The following is a 15,439-nucleotide window of genomic DNA, read 5'->3' as shown; positions in this document are numbered from 1 at the left end:
CGGCGTTAGATCAGCGGCGGGTGAAGTGGCGGGCGAGCGCGTCGCCGGCATATTGGATGATCTGGACGAGCACGACCAGCAGCACGACGGTGACGACCATGACGTCGGTCTGGAAGCGCTGATAGCCGAAGCGGATCGCGAGATCGCCGAGCCCGCCTGCGCCAACCACGCCCGCCATCGCGGTGAACGAGACGAGCGCGACCGCGGTCACGGTGGCGCCGGCGATCAGTCCGGGGAGCGCCTCGGGGATCAGCGCGCCGGTGACGATCTGGCGGGTGGTGGCGCCCATCGCCTGCACGGCCTCGATCGTGGTGCGGTCGACTTCCTTGAGCGATCCCTCGACGAGGCGCGCGTAGAACGGCGCAGCACCAACGACGAGCGGGGGGATCGCGCCGGCAACGCCTAGCGAGGTGCCGACGAGCATCACGGTGAGCGGGATCATCACGATCAGCAAAATGATGAACGGCACCGAGCGGAGGATGTTGACGATGATCCCGAGCACAGCGTTGGCGACGCGGTTCTGCGACAGGCGGCCCTGCCCGGTGAGGTAGAGCAGGACGCCGAGCGGCAGGCCGAATGCGATCGTGAGGATCAGCGATCCGCCGAGCATGATCAGCGTGTCGAGGCACGCCTGGCCGATGTCGGACCAGTCGATGTTCGCGAAGAAGCTCATGCCGCCAGCGCCGCCAGCATGCGCTGCGTTGCCGGGTGGGCGGCGTTGGCGAAGATATCGGTGACCTCGCCGGTCTCGACGATGCGGCCGCGCTCGAGCACGGCGACGCGGTCGCAGACGTAGCGAACGACGTCCATTTCGTGCGTGATCAGGACGATCGTCAGGCCTAGGTCTCGGTTGAGGTTGCGGAGGAGGGTCAGGACCGAGCGGGTGGTTTCGGGATCCAGCGCGCTGGTGGCTTCGTCGCAGAGCAGGATGTCGGGGTCGGTGGCGAGCGCGCGGGCGATGCCGACGCGCTGTTTCTGGCCGCCGGAGAGTTGGGCGGGGTATTTGGTGGCGTGATCGGCGAGGCCTACGCGGTCGAGCAGTGCGGCGACTTTCGTCTCGCGCTCAGCTTTGGATACACCCGCGAGCACGAGCGGGAACGCGACGTTTGCCGCGACCGTGCGCGACGACAGCAGGCCGAAGTTCTGGAAGATCATGCCGATCCGGCGGCGCAGCGCGCGCAGGTCCGCCGCGGACAACGCGGCTACGTCGACGCCATCGACCTCTACCCGACCCGAAGTCGGGCGTTCTAGCGCGTTGATCAGGCGGATCAGCGTCGACTTGCCTGCGCCGGACTGGCCGATGACCCCGAACACGCCGCGCGCCGGGATCTCCATCGACACGCCGTCGAGGGCAGCCGCGTCGCTTGCCGGGTAGGTTTTAACGACGTCAGTTAGGCGGATCATGCGGTGCCCATGACCTGCGCGGCGAACCGCTCCATTTCCTCGGCCTGCGGGCTCATCTGGAGCAGCAGCAGATCGAGACCGGCCGCTTCATACTCGGCGACGCGCTCCTTCAACTGCTCGGGCGTGCCGACCAGATTGGGGCGCAGGCCGCGGTTGGAGACGGAATATTCCTGGATCTTCAATTCGCGTTCGAGCTGCGTGCCCGACAACCACTGGTCGAAATTCGCATAGCCGGCGGGGAGTTCGGTGACGCTGGTGATGCGGTCGAGCTCGCGCTTGGCCTCCGCCTCGCTGTCGCGGACGATTGCGTAGGCGGCCATCCCGTACTGCATCGGCGCGCCGCCAGCGGCTTCGCGTCGCGCCGCCATGTCGGCGATCTTCGGCGCGATCGCGTCGGCGGGGTCGCCGTGCATGACGTACGCATCGCACTGCGCGGCGATCATCGCCTTTGCCTTCTCGCTTTCGCCGCCGGCATAGACGGTTGGGCGCTTGACGGGCTTGGGCGAGCAGATCGCCTGTTCGGTGGTGTAGAACTGGCCCGCGAAGTCGAAGCGCTCCTGCGTCCACAACCCATCGACGACGGTCAGCCACTCGGCGGTCCGCGCGTAGCGATCGTCGTGCTGGTCGAACTGGAGGCCGTATTGCTTCGCTTCGTCCGCCCACCAGGACGACACGACATTGAGCGCGAGCCGCCCGCCCGAAATCCGGTCGATGTTCGCCGCGGCCTTGGCGAACAATGCGGGGTGGTGAAAGTTCGGGCGGACCGCGACCATCAGCTCGATGCTGTCGGTCACCGCCGCGAGCGCGGCCGCGGTCGACCACGCATCGAGCGCGGGCTGTTCGATGCCCTTGATATCGTTGAGGTTCAGCTCGGCGATCAGCGTCAGGTCATAGCCCCAGCGCTCGGCGTTCTGCGTGAGCGCCTTGGTGTACGCCCAACTCGCCTCCATCCCCTCGTCGGGGACGTTGCGAAGCCAGCCGCCGAAGACGGGAGTCCAGTAACCATAGCGCATCAGCGGGCCTTCTCGATCTGTTCGATCAGGTAATCGACGAGGCGGTCGTGCGGATCCCAGCCGAGCATTTCGAGGGGCTTGGCGACGAAGTTCGACAGCGCGTTTATGTCGTAGAAGCGTGCCACGCCGTCGCGGTCGTCGATCATGACCTCGACTCCGCCGACGTCGAGATCGACCGCGCGGGCGATCGCTTCGGCGGCGTCCTTCAAGGTCTGCGAGGGCTCGACCGCGGCCATCCTGATGCCCGAGCCGGGGACGACGCACGCATCCGCCGGGCAGAGATCGAACGCGCCGCCGCCCGCGACATCGATCGCGTAGAGGAACTTGCGGTCTAGCGTCTCGATCCGGGTGATCGCACCGTCGCGGACGGGGACGTATTCCTGGACCAGCAGGACGCCGTCGACGCTGTTTGGGAGGCCGCTGTCAGCGACTGCGGTGCGCAATTCTTCGAGGCTGTCGAAGCGGATGATGCCCGCGCCCGATCCGCCGATGTTCGCCTTCACGACCAGCGGGAAGCGGAGCGTCTGCGCGGCGGGGACGACGTCGGCGGCGCGGTGGACGACGCGCGTCTCGGGGATCGCGAGGCCGAGCGAGGCGATCAGCGACAATTGCCGCGCCTTGGAGGCGTCGATCGCGAGAACGTCGGTGCCGTTTACCACGCGCGCACCCGTGCGGTGCCAGTGATCGAGCATCGCCATCGTGTCGAAGATCGGATGCTCGTCGTTGCGCAGGAAGCTCGACATCGCGATGCGGTTGAAGACGGCGGGGGCGGGGGCGCTCTGGTCGGCGGGGTTCCAGAAGCCGTCGGGTGTCGCGCGGGTGAACGCGACGCCCCGGCGGTCGAGGGCGGCGAACAGCGGTTCGAACCAGAGCGGGTGCTCGTAGAGAATGGCGAGATCGGTCATCGCTCACCGGATACGCATTGCGTGCGGGCGTGCAAACCCAAGCAAAACTTTGCCGCGCGCAATATCGCGTCGCGGGGCCGCTGACAGCGAGGGGAGGACGCGGTAGCGTGGCGGATGATCTCCAGATTCGTCACGCTCGCTCTTGCCGTTCTCGGCGCCGTTTCCGTCTCGGCACAGGAGGCTCCGCCGGCGCCTTCGCCTGTCGTCCCGGCGACGGTCTCGATCGTGATGACGACGAGCGAGGGGCCGATCACGCTGGCGCTGGAGAAGGAGCGCGCGCCGCTGACGACCGCGAACTTCCTGCGCTATGTCGACCAGAAGCGGCTCGACGGGGTGACGTTCTACCGCGCGATGAAGCTCGGGGCGGATGGCGGGTTGATCCAGGGCGGGCCGCAGGGCGAGGTGAAGCGTCTGTTGCCGCCGGTGAAGCACGAGCCGACTAGCCAGACCGGGTTGTCGCATGTCGACGCGACGATCTCGATGGCAAGGTTTGCGCCGGGGAGTGCGACGGCGGACTTCTTCATTACCGTCGGGCCGGTGTTGTCGCTCGATGCTAATCCGGCGGGGAGTGGGGATACGGCGGGGTTTGCGGCGTTCGGGCATGTGGTGGAGGGGATGGACGTTGTGAAGCGGATTCTTGCTGCGCCGACCTCGCCGACTGCCGGGGTGGGGGTGATGAAGGGGCAGATGATCGCTGCGCCGGTTAAGATTTTGACCGTGCGGCGGGTGAAGTAACGGGCGTCGGATAGAGTGCAATCACGCTTCTCATCGACCACCCCGGCGGAGGCCGGGGCCCAGTTGGGGGACGTCGCCAACTGAGCGCTGCGCGTCGTTACTGCGACCTTTCCAACTGGGCCCCGGCCTTCGCCGGGGTGGTGGCTGGTGAGGCGGCTTATCGCGACCCAATGTTGTTTCCCCGCGAAGGCGGGGACCCAGACTGGGCTCCCGCCTTCGCGGGAGAACAAGTAACCGGGCGGTGCGGCTAGTCGTGCGCGCCTTCAGGCCGGTGCCATAACCCGGATGATTCCGGCCGCGACTTTCGCCGTCACCGGGGTCTTCGCCAGCACTTCGCCGTCGATCGAGATCGGCAGCGGGGGGATCGTGTTGATCTTCAGGCTCTTGCCCCGAAAGTCCCGCACCTTCTCGTGGCGCGACTCGAGCCGGAACACGCTGGCATACCAGTTCTGCACCAGCCGCCGCTTCACGTGCCCCATCACCGCCTGCACCACGATCTCGCCCGAATCGACTGCGGCTGCGTCGACCAGTTCGGTGCCGCCATGATATGGCCCATTCGAGATCCGCACCTCAACCACGCGGATCTTCACCGCGGTCGGGCCTTCGCCGACGATCAGCGTGAACGGGCGGAAGCGCATGTATTGATACGTCGCCCACGCCAGATAGCCGACCTTGCCGAAGACCTTCTTGAGGCCGTGCGGGACCGTCTCGGCGATCTTCGGGCTGATGCCCATCGCGGCGCAGTTTGCGAAATAATCGCCGTCGATCATGCCGAGATCGATGCGACGTGGCTTGCCGGTCCGGATCACCTCCACCGCGCCCTCGATATTCAGCGGAATGCCAAGCGTGCGCGCAAAGCTGTTGGCGGTGCCGAGCGGCAGGACGCCCAGGATCACGTCGTGCCCGACCATCAGGTCGACCAGCCCGCTGACCGTGCCATCGCCGCCGCCGAGGATCAGCAAGTCCGGCTTCTTCGCGAGCGCCCTTAGCACCGTCGCCTCGAGGTCCTTGGGGTCCTCGACCGCATGCGCGTCGACCTCATAGGGCAGCCCCGACATCGCCGCACATGCGCGCTTGAACAGCTTCTGGCCCTTGCGCGACTTGGCGTTGACGACGAGCGCGGCGGACGTGATCGTATCGTTCGACATAAGGCCCCCAACGCACGGCATGCGGTTTCGCACCCGTAACGCTTTGCCCGTAAAACTTGATCCGTCGTCGCGCATCCCGCAAAGCCCGCCGCATGACCGCAAGCTATCCCGCGCTTCGCCTCCGTCGCACCCGCGCCTCCGCCTGGAGCCGCCGCCTCCATGCCGAGACCGTGTTGACTCCCGCCGACCTGATCTGGCCGCTGTTCGTCACCGAAGGAGCCGGCGTCGAGCAACCGATCGCCAGCCTGCCGGGCGTGTCGCGCTGGTCGGTCGACGGGATCGTCGCGCGCGGCCGCGAGGCGCGCGACCTCGGCATCCCGTGCATCGCGCTGTTCCCGTACACGCAGGTCGATCGCCGGACCGAGGACGGTCGCGAAGCGCTCAACCCCGACAATCTGATGTGCCAGGCGATCCGCGCGCTGAAGGACGCGGTGCCCGAGGTCGGCGTGCTGACCGACGTCGCGCTCGATCCGTACACCAGCCACGGCCATGACGGGCTGGTCGACGCGGCGGGCTATGTCGTCAACGACACGACTGCCGAGATGCTCGTCGCGCAGGCGCTCAACCAGGCGAACGCGGGCGCGGACATCATCGCGCCGTCGGACATGATGGACGGCCGGATCGGCATGATCCGCAGCGCGCTGGAGGGGGAGTCGCACCACAACGTCCAGATCATGTCCTACGCCGCCAAGTACGCCAGCGCGTTCTACGGTCCATTCCGCGATGCGGTCGGCTCGCGCGGTCTGCTGAAGGGCGACAAGAAGACGTACCAGATGGACAACGCCAACGCCGAAGAGGCCTTGCGAGAGGTCGCGATGGACCTGGCGGAGGGCGCCGACACGGTGATGGTCAAGCCCGGCCTGCCGTATCTCGACATCATCGTCCGCGTGCGACAGGCGTTCGAGGTACCGGTGTTCGCGTACCAGGTGTCGGGCGAATACGCGATGATCGAGCACGCCGTCGCGGCGGGTGCGGCGGAGCGCGACGTGATGGTGCTGGAGACGCTGATGTCGTTCAAGCGCGCAGGCTGCTCGGGCGTGCTGACCTATCACGCGGCGCATGCGGCAAAATTGCTCGGCGGATGATCCAGACCGAACGGCTGATCTTGCGCGGCTGGCGTGATGACGATGCCGCCTTGCATCATGCAATGTGCGCCGACCCGGCGGTGATGGCGTATCTCGGGCCGGCGCCGACGCTGGCCGACTCCGTCGCGGTGGTGGCACGCCAGAAGGCGATGTTCGCCGACTATGGCGCGTGCTTCTGGGCGCTCGAACGACGGGATACCGGCGCGTTCATCGGCTGGTGCGGGATCAAGCCGGGCCCGGTCGGTACGCCGATCGAGGGGAAACCCGAGATTGGCTGGAGTCTCGTCCAGAGCGAATGGGGGCAGGGCTATGCACGGGAGGCAGCGGAGGCTTCCCTCGCCTGGGGTTGGCGTGAGATGGACTTGCCGACGGTCTGGGCGATCACCGTCCCGGCAAACACGGCCAGCCGCGCGCTCATGGAGCGGCTCGGAATGACCCGCGTGGTCGATGGCGATTTCGATCATCCGAAGCTCACCGCTGGCGACCCGCTTCGCCGCCATATTCTCTACCGGATCGACCGCCCCGCTTATGTCTGAGACCGTATCGATCGAAGACCAGCCGCTGATGGCGCGCTGGTGCCGGACGATGTTCGTGGCGACGATCCTGACCGGATCTTTCCTGCTGTTCCTCGTCCAGCCGATGGTCGCGCGGATGGCGTTGCCGCGGCTGGGTGGCGCGCCGGCGGTGTGGAACTCGGCGATGCTCGTGTACCAGGCGCTGCTGCTCGCGGGCTATGCGTATGCGCATTGGCTTGGGCGGGTGAGGCCGCGGGCGCAGGCGGCGATCCATTTGGGCGTGCTGATCGTCGCGGCGTTGTGGTTGCCGATCGGGTTGATCGCGATGGACCTTCCGGCGGACGCGTTGCCTGCGCTTTGGGTGCCGTGGCTGCTCGGGCTGTCGATCGGGCCGTTGTTCTTTGCGGTATCCGCGCAGGCACCGCTGATCCAGCGCTGGTTCAGCGCGGCGAGTGGCGGCGGCGATCCCTATGCGCTGTATGCCGCGTCCAATCTCGGCAGTTTTGCGGGGCTGATCGCGTACCCGTTGCTGGTCGAGCCGCTGATGGCGGTGCACGGCCAGAGCCTGTTGTGGAGCGGCGGGTATCTGCTGCTGATCGTGCTGGTGCTCGCCTGCGCCACGCGTCTGCCGAAGACCGCAGCAGTCGATCATGTTGCCGCAACCAGCGCGCCGCCGGGCGCGCGGCGGATCGCGCATTGGATTGCGCTGGCGCTCGTGCCGTCGGGGATGATGCTGGCGACGTCGACCTATATTACCACCGATATCGTCGCGATGCCGCTGCTGTGGGTGATCCCGCTCGGGCTGTACCTGCTGAGTTTCAGCGTGGCGTTTGCAAACGATCGCTGGCTTGCCGACCTGCTGACGCGGATCGCGCCGATCACGATTTTGTTGTTCGGCGGGATCATCATGGGCGGGGTCAACGAGCGGCCGTTCTTCAGCGCGGGGATCGCGCTGGTGTTGCTGTTCATGATCTCGGTTGCGTTGCACACGACGCTGTACCGCAAGCGGCCGGCGCCGGATCGATTGACCGGATTCTATCTCGCGATGTCGGCAGGCGGGGCGCTCGGCGGGGTGTTCGCTGCGCTGGTGGCGCCCGTGGTGTTCGACTGGACGTATGAGTATCCACTGCTGATCCTTGCGGCGGGCGCGCTTGTGCCGCAGATTTATCTGTTCGGACGGTTCCGCGCGCTGTGGATGGGCAAGGGGCCAGCGAAACACGTCGCGTTGCTCGCGATCGTCTGCGCGTTGGTCATCCTTACCGCATTGCGAATCGGCAATCCCGATGGCGTGTTCGGCGAGGGGCGCCAGGGCCTCGTGTTCCTGGTGATAGCCGCGATCGGATTCGTCGCGATCGGCGCGCGGCGGCCGTACATGGTCGTGCTGGCGGGGGCGCTGGTGCTGTTCGGCGGGTATCGGTCGCTCGAGTTCTCGCTCGATCCGGGCGCGCGGGTGCGGAGTTATTTCGGCGTCTATACCGTGCGAGATGAGCCGGGGCCGAACGGCGGCACGCGCGAGCTCGATCATGGGACGACGGTGCATGGCATCCAGTTGCGCGGTTCCCCTGAGCGCGAGCGGACGCCGACGACCTATTACGCGGCAGGATCGGGCGTCGGGCAGGCGATGCAAGCCGCGCCCGCGCTATACGGCCCGCAGGCGCGGATCGGTGTGGTCGGGCTGGGGACGGGGACGCTCTCCTGCTATGCGCGGCCGGGGCAGCGCTGGCGGTTCTACGAGATCGACCCGGCGGTGGTGCGGATCGCGCGCGATACCGGGCAGTTCACCTATCTGTCCCGGTGCCTGCCCAAGTCCGAGATCCGGATGGGCGATGCGCGGATCGCGCTGTCGCATGATGCGGCGGATAGTCTCGACCTGCTCGCGCTCGATGCGTTCTCTTCGGATTCGGTGCCGATGCACCTGATGACGCGCGAGGCGTTCGCGACCTATGGCCGGGTGCTGTCGCAGGGCGGCCTGTTGCTGGTGCATATTTCCAACCGGTTCATCGATCTGGAGCCGGTGATCGCGGCGGCGGCGCGCGAGGGCGGGTGGACTGCGGTCGAGCTGAAATACCGTCCGTCGAGCGTGCTGGTCGATCGGGCGTCGGCGTCGGACTGGGTGGCTTTGTCGCGCGATCCGCGTGCGATCGCTGCGTTGCAGTCGGGTGATCCGGAGTGGGCACCGCTGGTGCCGCGCAAGGGCTTCACGGCATGGACGGACGATTATTCGACGATCCTGCCGTTGCTGAAGGGGTTCTAGCCGTCTGATCCTCCCCTGTCGGGCGAGGATCAGCAGCGGATCAGGCGGCGGGGAGGCTAGCCTGGATGCGGGTGATCGTGGCGCCCTGGCGATCGTTCTCTGCCTGTGCCTTGTCGCGGATCGCGGCCAGTGCCGGATAGTCGGGCTGCAGCTTGGCGGCGCGGTCGGTGGCGCGTTGTTCTATGTCGGTCACCAGCGCCGACGATTGCGCGCGCCAGTCGTCGAGTCCGGCGAGAGCGGTCTGCGCGGCGAGCCACGCGTCGCTGCCAACCGCGCCGCCGCGTGCGGTCCGTGCGAGGGCCTCGGTCTTGGCCGCATCGCGCGTGAAGCCGGTGGCGATCGCATCGAGCTTGGCCGAGATCGTTTGGATATCCGCATCGAGCGCCGGATCGGGGGCGGCTACCGCGGACTTCACCTCGGGCTCGGCGAATCCGAGCTTCTCGACCGGGCGCAGGCCGAGCGACGGATAGGCGGTGGTATCCTTGCTGCACGCGGACGCCGCGAGCAGGGCGAGTAGCGACAGCGAACGGAGCGGAGCGGCGAGTTTCATGCCCGCCGCTCTATGCGTCCGCGCCTCCCGACACAACTTTATCGCGGCAAACCCTTGCGCCCCCGAAAATGCCTGCTATCAGCGCCCCTCCAGTGCACCCATAGCTCAGCTGGATAGAGCATCAGACTACGAATCTGAGGGTCGGGCGTTCGAATCGCTCTGGGTGCACCAGGATTTTCCGCTTCACGGCGGGCTTGTCGAACCGGTCACCGGACGGCGATGCACCCATAGCTCAGCTGGATAGAGCATCAGACTACGAATCTGAGGGTCGGGCGTTCGAATCGCTCTGGGTGCACCATTTTTCCTATCATCGGGCGTCGAGCCAGCGGGCGATGCGATCGAGCAGCCTGTCGGTCGCGTCCAGCTTTCCGCCCATTTGCAGGAAGGCGTGGATCATGCCGTCGAACCGGTCGTGGTCGACCGTGACGCCTGCGTCGCGCAGGCGCTGGCCATAGGCTTCGCCTTCGTCGCGTAGCGGGTCGTTCTCGCAGGTTATCAGCAGCGTCTGGGGCAGGGTGGCGAGGTCATCTGCCAGGATGGGCGACGCGTGGGGGTCGGTGCGGTCTGCGTCCGAGGCTAGGTACAGGTCGATCTGCCGCTCCAGCGACTTCGCATCGATGATGTTGCCGTCTTCGCTTTGCCGCGATGGGTAGGCGGTGTCGCGGCGCAGGTCGGTGTTCGGGTAGAGCAGGATCTGGCCCTGTAGCGCTGGTCCGCCTTCGGATGCTGCGCGGGAGGCGAGCGCGGTCGCGAGCGTACCGCCTATGCTGTCCCCGGATATGACGATGCGCGATCGGTCGATGTCCAGCGCGTCGGCTTGCGCGATGAGGCGTTGCAGCGCCGTCCAGCTATCGTCGAGTTGCGCGGGGAAGCGGTGTTCGGGCGCTAGGCGATAGGCGGGGGCGGCGACCAGCCAGCCGGTCCGGTTCGCCAGCGCGCGCAATGCAGGATCATGGCCGTCGATCGACCCAGCGATCGCGCCGCCGCCGTGGATGTGCAGCAGCAGCGGCAACGGACCGGGTTTCGGGCGATATAGCCGCACGGTCAGCGGGCCGGACTCGGACGGCAGCATGAGGTGCGTGATCGCATGGACCGGTTCCGGATCGCTGGAGAAGGTCTTCAGCAGCGCCGTCTGGTAGCGGAAGTCGGCGAGCCACTGCGCATCGTCGGCGTGCGGATCGGCGCCCGGGGCGAGTGTCTTTACCGTGTCGAGTATCGTTCGAGCCTGTGGATCCACCGGCGCATCTCCTTCGCGGGTCGGACGTTTGGTGGCCACGACGAGTTCCCTGCGCGGGCAGCTGCGACTTTGGACAAGGCCGGGCGTTCAGCGCACTAAGGATTTGAGGAGATGGCTATGAAGCGGACGGGCAAGCGATTGATCGGCGGGGCGCTGCTGGCGGCGGTATCGGGGATCGGGCTGTCGCTCTATTCGAGCCGCGTCGCGCGGCTTGCCGAGGATTTGGTGCCGGCGGAAGGGCGTTTTCTCGACGTCGCGGGTGCTCGGCTGCATTATATCGATGTCGGCAGCGGGCCGACGATCGTCATGGTCCACGGGCTCGCCGGGCAGTTGCGCAACTTCAGCTATGCGCTCGTCGACCTGCTGAAGGACGACTACCGCGTGATCGTCGTCGATCGGCCGGGGTCGGGCTATTCGACCGCGACGGGGGCGATGCCGGGGATCATCGGGCAGGGCGCGATCATCGCCGACTTCATCCAGAAGCTCGGGCTCGATCGGCCTTTGCTGGTCGGGCATTCGTTGGGCGGTGCGCTGAGCCTCGCGGTCGGGCTCGACCATCCGCATCTGGTCCGCGCGCTGGCGTTGATCGCGCCGCTGACGCAGCCGTTGGAGCAGGTGCCCGAGAGCTTCCGCGGGCTCGCCCGGATTCCGTCGGGTGCGCGTCTGGCGTTCGCGCAGGTGTTGGGGACGCCGCTCAGCCGGTTGACCGCGAAGAAGACACTGGAAGGCGTGTTTGCGCCCGAGGCTGTGCCGGAGGATTTCATAACGCGGGGCGGTGGTGCGCTGTCGGCACGGCCGATCGCGATCGCGGCGGCGGCGGCGGATCTTGCCGGGGCGAACGACGATGTGACGGCGATGGTCGGGCGGTATGCGGAGATCGGTTTGCCGGTGCGGATCTTGTTCGGGCGGCAGGATGCTATTCTTGATCCGGCCTGGAATGGTCACCGGACTGCTGCGGTTATTCCGGGAGCGAAGATCGACACGATCGAGGGCGGGCACATGATCCCGATTACGGCGCCTGAGGCTTGTGCGCGGTTTGTGAGGGCTGCGTTTGCGGCTGGGTGAGGGTTTACCCTAGTAGTTTGTCCACCCCGGCGCAGGCCGGGGTCCAATTGGAAAGGTCGACGTAACTGAGGTTTGCGCTCCGTTAGCTAGCTTCCCCAATTGGGCCCCGGCCTTCGCCGGGGTGGTGCTTTGGTAGGGAGCGCGTTCTCGACAACAAGCACTCGCGGCGTTGGAAGTTGCCGATGCTCGTGTTGATGCAATGCCGATAGCTGTCCGAGAGACGGCAACGAACGCCATCTCCCGCTTCTTGTTCTCCCGCGAAGGCGGGAGCCCAGTCTGGGCTCCCGCCTTCGCGGGAGAACAAGCTTGCGTTTGAGTACCGGTCAGCCGGCGACGGGGAGTTTTACCTTGCCCTTGTCGTCTCGTTCCAACGGACCGTAGGACAGTACGACCTCGAGCAGCAGCGGCCCGCCATAGATATGCGGGAACAGTTGTCCGCCGCGCGACTCTTCCCACTTCACGTCGTCGTCGAGCGCTTCGAGATCGATCGCAGCCACATGCAGGTCCGACTGGCCAGCGAAGTGCTTGTCCACCGTCTCCGTCAGCTGCTCGGCGGTCGAGAGGTGGATATAGCCATCGGCTACATCCACCGGCGCGCCTGCAAAGCTCCCGCTTTCCAGGGTCGCCAGCTGCTCCCCCGTCAGCACCTTGTACGCGATCGGATCGCGGCTCATTCGCCGTCCTCCGGACCTGCTGCGTCGTCCTCGCCGATCGTCGCGCCGGTATCAGGCGCGACCTCGGGCACGGCGTCCGCCAGGTTGATCTCGGCGTCTTCCTCGGTTTCCTCGATCCGTGCGGCGGAGACGACGTGTTCGCCCTTCGCCACGTCGAACAGCTTCACGCCGGCCGAGTTGCGGCTGATGACGCGGAGCGACGCGAGCGTCGTGCGGATCAGTTTCGCCTGGTTGGTCACCAGCATCAGCTGATGGCCCTTCGCCGCGGCGAAGCTCGCGACGACGGGGCCGTTGCGCGCGATGTTGTCGATGTTGGTGATGCCCTGGCCACCGCGGCCGGTGCGGCGGTAGTCATAGGCGCTCGACAGCTTGCCATAGCCGTTCTCGCAGACCGTCAGGATGAACTGCTCGCGGTCCTTGAGGTCGTTGTAACGGTCGGCGCCCATGCCGTGATCGCCCTCGCGTTCGCCCTTCCACGGGGCGAACTTGAGATACGTCTCGCGCTCCTCGGGCGTCGCGCCGACACGGTGGAGGACCGACAGCGAGATGACCTCGTCGTCGCCCTTCAGCGTGACGCCGCGTACGCCGGTCGACGTCCGGCTCTGGAACTCGCGGACGTCGTCGCCGGCAAAGCGGATCGCCTTGCCGAGCTTGGTCGCGAGCAGCACGTCGTCATGCTCGCTGAGCAGCGCGACGCCGATCAGCTTGTCCTCGGACCCTTCTTCGAAGCGCATCGCGATCTTGCCGTTCGACGGCACGTTGGTGAACGCATCCATCGCGTTGCGGCGCACGAGTCCGCGCTGCGTCGCGAACATCACGTGCAGACGGCTCCACTCGCTCAGATCCTCCGGCAGCGGGAGCACGGTCGAGATCGTCTCGCCCGGCGCCAGCGGCAGCAGGTTGATCATCGGCCGACCACGCGTCGCGGGACCACCCTCGGGCAGGCGCCAGACCTTGTAGCGATAGACCTTGCCGAGGTTCGAGAAGAACAGCACCGGGGTGTGCGTCGAGGTGACGAACAGCTCGGTGACGACGTCCTCGTCCTTCGTCGACATGCCCGCGCGACCCTTGCCGCCGCGGGCCTGCGCGCGGAACGTGTCGAGGCTGGTGCGCTTGATATAGCCCTGCATGGTCACCGTGACGACCATGTCCTCGCGCTCGATCAGGTCCTCGTCGTCGATGCCGTTGGCGGCGGCGGCGATCTCGGAGCGGCGCGGCGTGGCGAATTCGTCGCGGATCGCGATCAGCTCGCCGCGCATCACTTCGTACAGCTTCGCACGGTCGCCGAGGATGTGGAGCAACTCGCCGATCGTCGCGGCCAGCGCCTTCAGCTCGTCGCCGATCTCGTCTCGGCCCAGCAGCGTGAGGCGGTGCAGGCGGAGATCGAGGATCGCGCGGACCTGCGGCTCGGACAGCTTGTAGATGCCGTCGGCCTGCTTGTCCTCGACCGCCTCGACCAGCGCGATGTACGGCGCGATCTCCTCGACCGGCCATTCGCGGGCGAGCAGCTTGCCGCGCGCTTCGGCGGGGCTCGACGAGCCGCGGATGATCTTGACGACTTCGTCGAGGTTGGTGACCGCGATGACGAGGCCGAGCAACAGATGCGCGCGCTCGCGGGCCTTCGCCAGTTCGAATTTCGAGCGGCGGGTGATGACCTGCTCGCGGAACGTGATGAACGCGCCGATGATGTCGCGCAGGTTGAGCAGTTCGGGACGGCCGCCGCGGATCGCCAGCATGTTGGCGGGGAAGCTCGACTGCGCGGGCGTGTGGCGCCAGAGCTGGTTGAGCACCACGTCGACGGTCGCGTCGCGCTTCAGGTCGATGACGATGCGGACGCCCATGCGGCTCGATTCGTCGCGGATGTCGCTGACGCCTTCGATCCGCTTGTCCTTGGCGGCTTCGGCGATCTTCTCGACCAGGCCGTTCTTGCCGGTCTGGAACGGGATTTCGGTGAGCACGATGGAGCGACGGTCGCCCTTGCCCTCCTCGACGATATGGCGCGAGCGGACGATGATCGAGCCGCGGCCGGTTTCGTAGGCGGACTTGGCGCCCGCGCGGCCGAGGATGATCGCGCCGGTCGGGAAGTCGGGACCGGGTACGATCTCGAACAGTTCCTCGGTCGTGATCGCGCCATTGTCCATGTACGCGAGGCACGCGGCGATGACTTCGCCGAGATTGTGCGGCGGGATGTTGGTCGCCATGCCGACCGCGATGCCGCCCGCGCCGTTGACCAGCAGGTTCGGGAAGCGCGCCGGCAACACCGAAGGCTCGCGCTCCGAGCCGTCATAGTTGGGCGTGAAGTCGACCGTGTCCTTGTCAAGATCGCCGAGCAGCGCGTTCGCGACCTTGCCCAGGCGTGCCTCGGTGTAGCGCATCGCCGCGGGCGGATCGGGATCCATCGAGCCGAAGTTGCCCTGGCCGTCGATCAGCGGCACGCGCATCGACCAGTCCTGGGTCATGCGGGCCAAGGCGTCGTAGATCGAGCTGTCGCCGTGCGGATGGTATTTACCCATCACGTCACCGACGACGCGCGCGGACTTGCGGTACGGCTTGCCGGCGACGAAGCCGCTTTCGTGCGCGCCGTACAGGATGCGGCGGTGGACGGGCTTCAGGCCGTCGCGGACGTCGGGCAGCGCGCGCGCGACGATGACGCTCATCGCATAGTCGAGATAGCTCGACTTCATCTCGTCGACGATCGAGATCGTGGCGATGCCGGCGGGCTCGCCGCCCTGTGGTTCGGCGAGTATGGTCTCGTCGGTCAAATCTGAACGCTTTCGGCTTGTTGCGGTGTTGTGACACACCTTAGCCGAGGGGGGGGCACCTTACTACCCCCGCGCACGCGTACGCACGCGAG

Annotated in this window: 14 protein-coding genes and 2 tRNA genes; 7 read left to right on the top strand and 9 right to left on the bottom strand. The window is 66.8% G+C overall.

Translation table 11 applies throughout. The annotated features are described in order from the left end of the window. Window positions 1-10: 10 nt before the first annotated feature. Genes J4O76_RS05045 through J4O76_RS05030 form a run of 4 tightly spaced genes read right to left on the bottom strand, consistent with a single transcriptional unit; the run spans window position 11 to window position 3,322 of the window. Complete coding sequence (locus J4O76_RS05045) at window positions 11-673, bottom strand: methionine ABC transporter permease (protein WP_426280630.1); 663 nt, start codon at window positions 671-673, stop codon at window positions 11-13. Next, entirely contained in the window at window positions 670-1,404 is a 735-nt protein-coding gene (locus tag J4O76_RS05040; protein WP_426280629.1) for a methionine ABC transporter ATP-binding protein, read from the bottom strand. The genes J4O76_RS05045 and J4O76_RS05040 overlap by 4 nt, the downstream gene beginning before the upstream one ends. Then, complete coding sequence (locus J4O76_RS05035; RefSeq protein ID WP_426280628.1) at window positions 1,401-2,417, bottom strand: LLM class flavin-dependent oxidoreductase; 1,017 nt, start codon at window positions 2,415-2,417, stop codon at window positions 1,401-1,403. The genes J4O76_RS05040 and J4O76_RS05035 overlap by 4 nt, the downstream gene beginning before the upstream one ends. Continuing rightward, window positions 2,417-3,322: an ATP-grasp domain-containing protein gene (locus J4O76_RS05030; RefSeq protein WP_426280627.1), complete on the bottom strand. Its 906-nt coding sequence runs from the start codon at window positions 3,320-3,322 to the stop codon at window positions 2,417-2,419. The genes J4O76_RS05035 and J4O76_RS05030 overlap by 1 nt, the downstream gene beginning before the upstream one ends. 114 nt (window positions 3,323-3,436) lie before the next feature. Between J4O76_RS05030 and J4O76_RS05025 the strand changes: the two genes are divergently transcribed. Continuing rightward, entirely contained in the window at window positions 3,437-4,057 is a 621-nt protein-coding gene (locus J4O76_RS05025; RefSeq protein WP_426280626.1) for a peptidylprolyl isomerase, read from the top strand. A gap of 263 nt (window positions 4,058-4,320) precedes the next feature. On the opposite strand, the gene J4O76_RS05020 is transcribed toward J4O76_RS05025, so the two are convergent. After that, window positions 4,321-5,205 (bottom strand): diacylglycerol/lipid kinase family protein, encoded by an 885-nt coding sequence (locus tag J4O76_RS05020; protein ID WP_056062698.1) that lies wholly within the window; start codon window positions 5,203-5,205, stop codon window positions 4,321-4,323. Between the two features lie 92 nt (window positions 5,206-5,297). Here J4O76_RS05020 and hemB point away from each other — a divergent pair, with 92 nt between their 5' ends. From hemB to J4O76_RS05005, 3 genes are read left to right on the top strand one after another with little or no spacing between them, the layout of a single operon-like run. Beyond that, on the top strand, window positions 5,298-6,290 hold the full coding sequence (hemB, locus tag J4O76_RS05015) for a porphobilinogen synthase (protein WP_426280625.1): 993 nt from the start codon (window positions 5,298-5,300) through the stop codon (window positions 6,288-6,290). Next, entirely contained in the window at window positions 6,287-6,826 is a 540-nt protein-coding gene (locus J4O76_RS05010; RefSeq protein ID WP_426280624.1) for a GNAT family N-acetyltransferase, read from the top strand. Before hemB ends, J4O76_RS05010 begins: the two co-directional genes overlap by 4 nt. After that, a complete protein-coding gene (locus J4O76_RS05005) occupies window positions 6,819-9,059 on the top strand; it encodes a spermidine synthase (RefSeq protein WP_426280622.1) in 2,241 nt (746 codons plus the stop codon). Before J4O76_RS05010 ends, J4O76_RS05005 begins: the two co-directional genes overlap by 8 nt. Window positions 9,060-9,099: 40 nt before the next feature. Here J4O76_RS05005 and J4O76_RS05000 read toward each other — a convergent pair whose 3' ends face one another. After that, window positions 9,100-9,609: a hypothetical protein gene (locus J4O76_RS05000; protein WP_426280620.1), complete on the bottom strand. Its 510-nt coding sequence runs from the start codon at window positions 9,607-9,609 to the stop codon at window positions 9,100-9,102. A 94-nt stretch (window positions 9,610-9,703) separates the two neighbouring features. On the opposite strand from J4O76_RS05000, the gene J4O76_RS04995 reads away from it, so the two are divergent. Next, window positions 9,704-9,780, top strand: a tRNA-Arg gene (locus J4O76_RS04995). A gap of 50 nt (window positions 9,781-9,830) precedes the next feature. After that, window positions 9,831-9,907 (top strand) — tRNA-Arg (locus J4O76_RS04990). 9 nt (window positions 9,908-9,916) lie between these two features. On the opposite strand, the gene J4O76_RS04985 is transcribed toward J4O76_RS04990, so the two are convergent. Next, window positions 9,917-10,885, bottom strand: coding sequence for an alpha/beta hydrolase (locus tag J4O76_RS04985; protein WP_426280619.1), 969 nt, complete (start codon window positions 10,883-10,885; stop codon window positions 9,917-9,919). Window positions 10,886-10,957: 72 nt separating this feature from the next. Between J4O76_RS04985 and J4O76_RS04980 the strand changes: the two genes are divergently transcribed. After that, window positions 10,958-11,911 (top strand): alpha/beta fold hydrolase, encoded by a 954-nt coding sequence (locus tag J4O76_RS04980; RefSeq protein WP_426280618.1) that lies wholly within the window; start codon window positions 10,958-10,960, stop codon window positions 11,909-11,911. Window positions 11,912-12,234: 323 nt separating this feature from the next. On the opposite strand, the gene J4O76_RS04975 is transcribed toward J4O76_RS04980, so the two are convergent. Then, window positions 12,235-12,585, bottom strand: coding sequence for a DUF952 domain-containing protein (locus J4O76_RS04975; RefSeq protein WP_426280617.1), 351 nt, complete (start codon window positions 12,583-12,585; stop codon window positions 12,235-12,237). Next, window positions 12,582-15,347 (bottom strand): DNA gyrase subunit A, encoded by a 2,766-nt coding sequence (gyrA, locus tag J4O76_RS04970; RefSeq protein ID WP_426280616.1) that lies wholly within the window; start codon window positions 15,345-15,347, stop codon window positions 12,582-12,584. Before gyrA ends, J4O76_RS04975 begins: the two co-directional genes overlap by 4 nt. Between the last annotated feature and the right edge of the window lie 92 nt (window positions 15,348-15,439).

The sequence above is a fragment of the Sphingomonas sp. NFX23 genome, assembly GCF_049887795.1.
GTDB lineage: Bacteria > Pseudomonadota > Alphaproteobacteria > Sphingomonadales > Sphingomonadaceae > Sphingomonas.
This window is presented reverse-complemented; position numbering and strand designations above follow the sequence as displayed.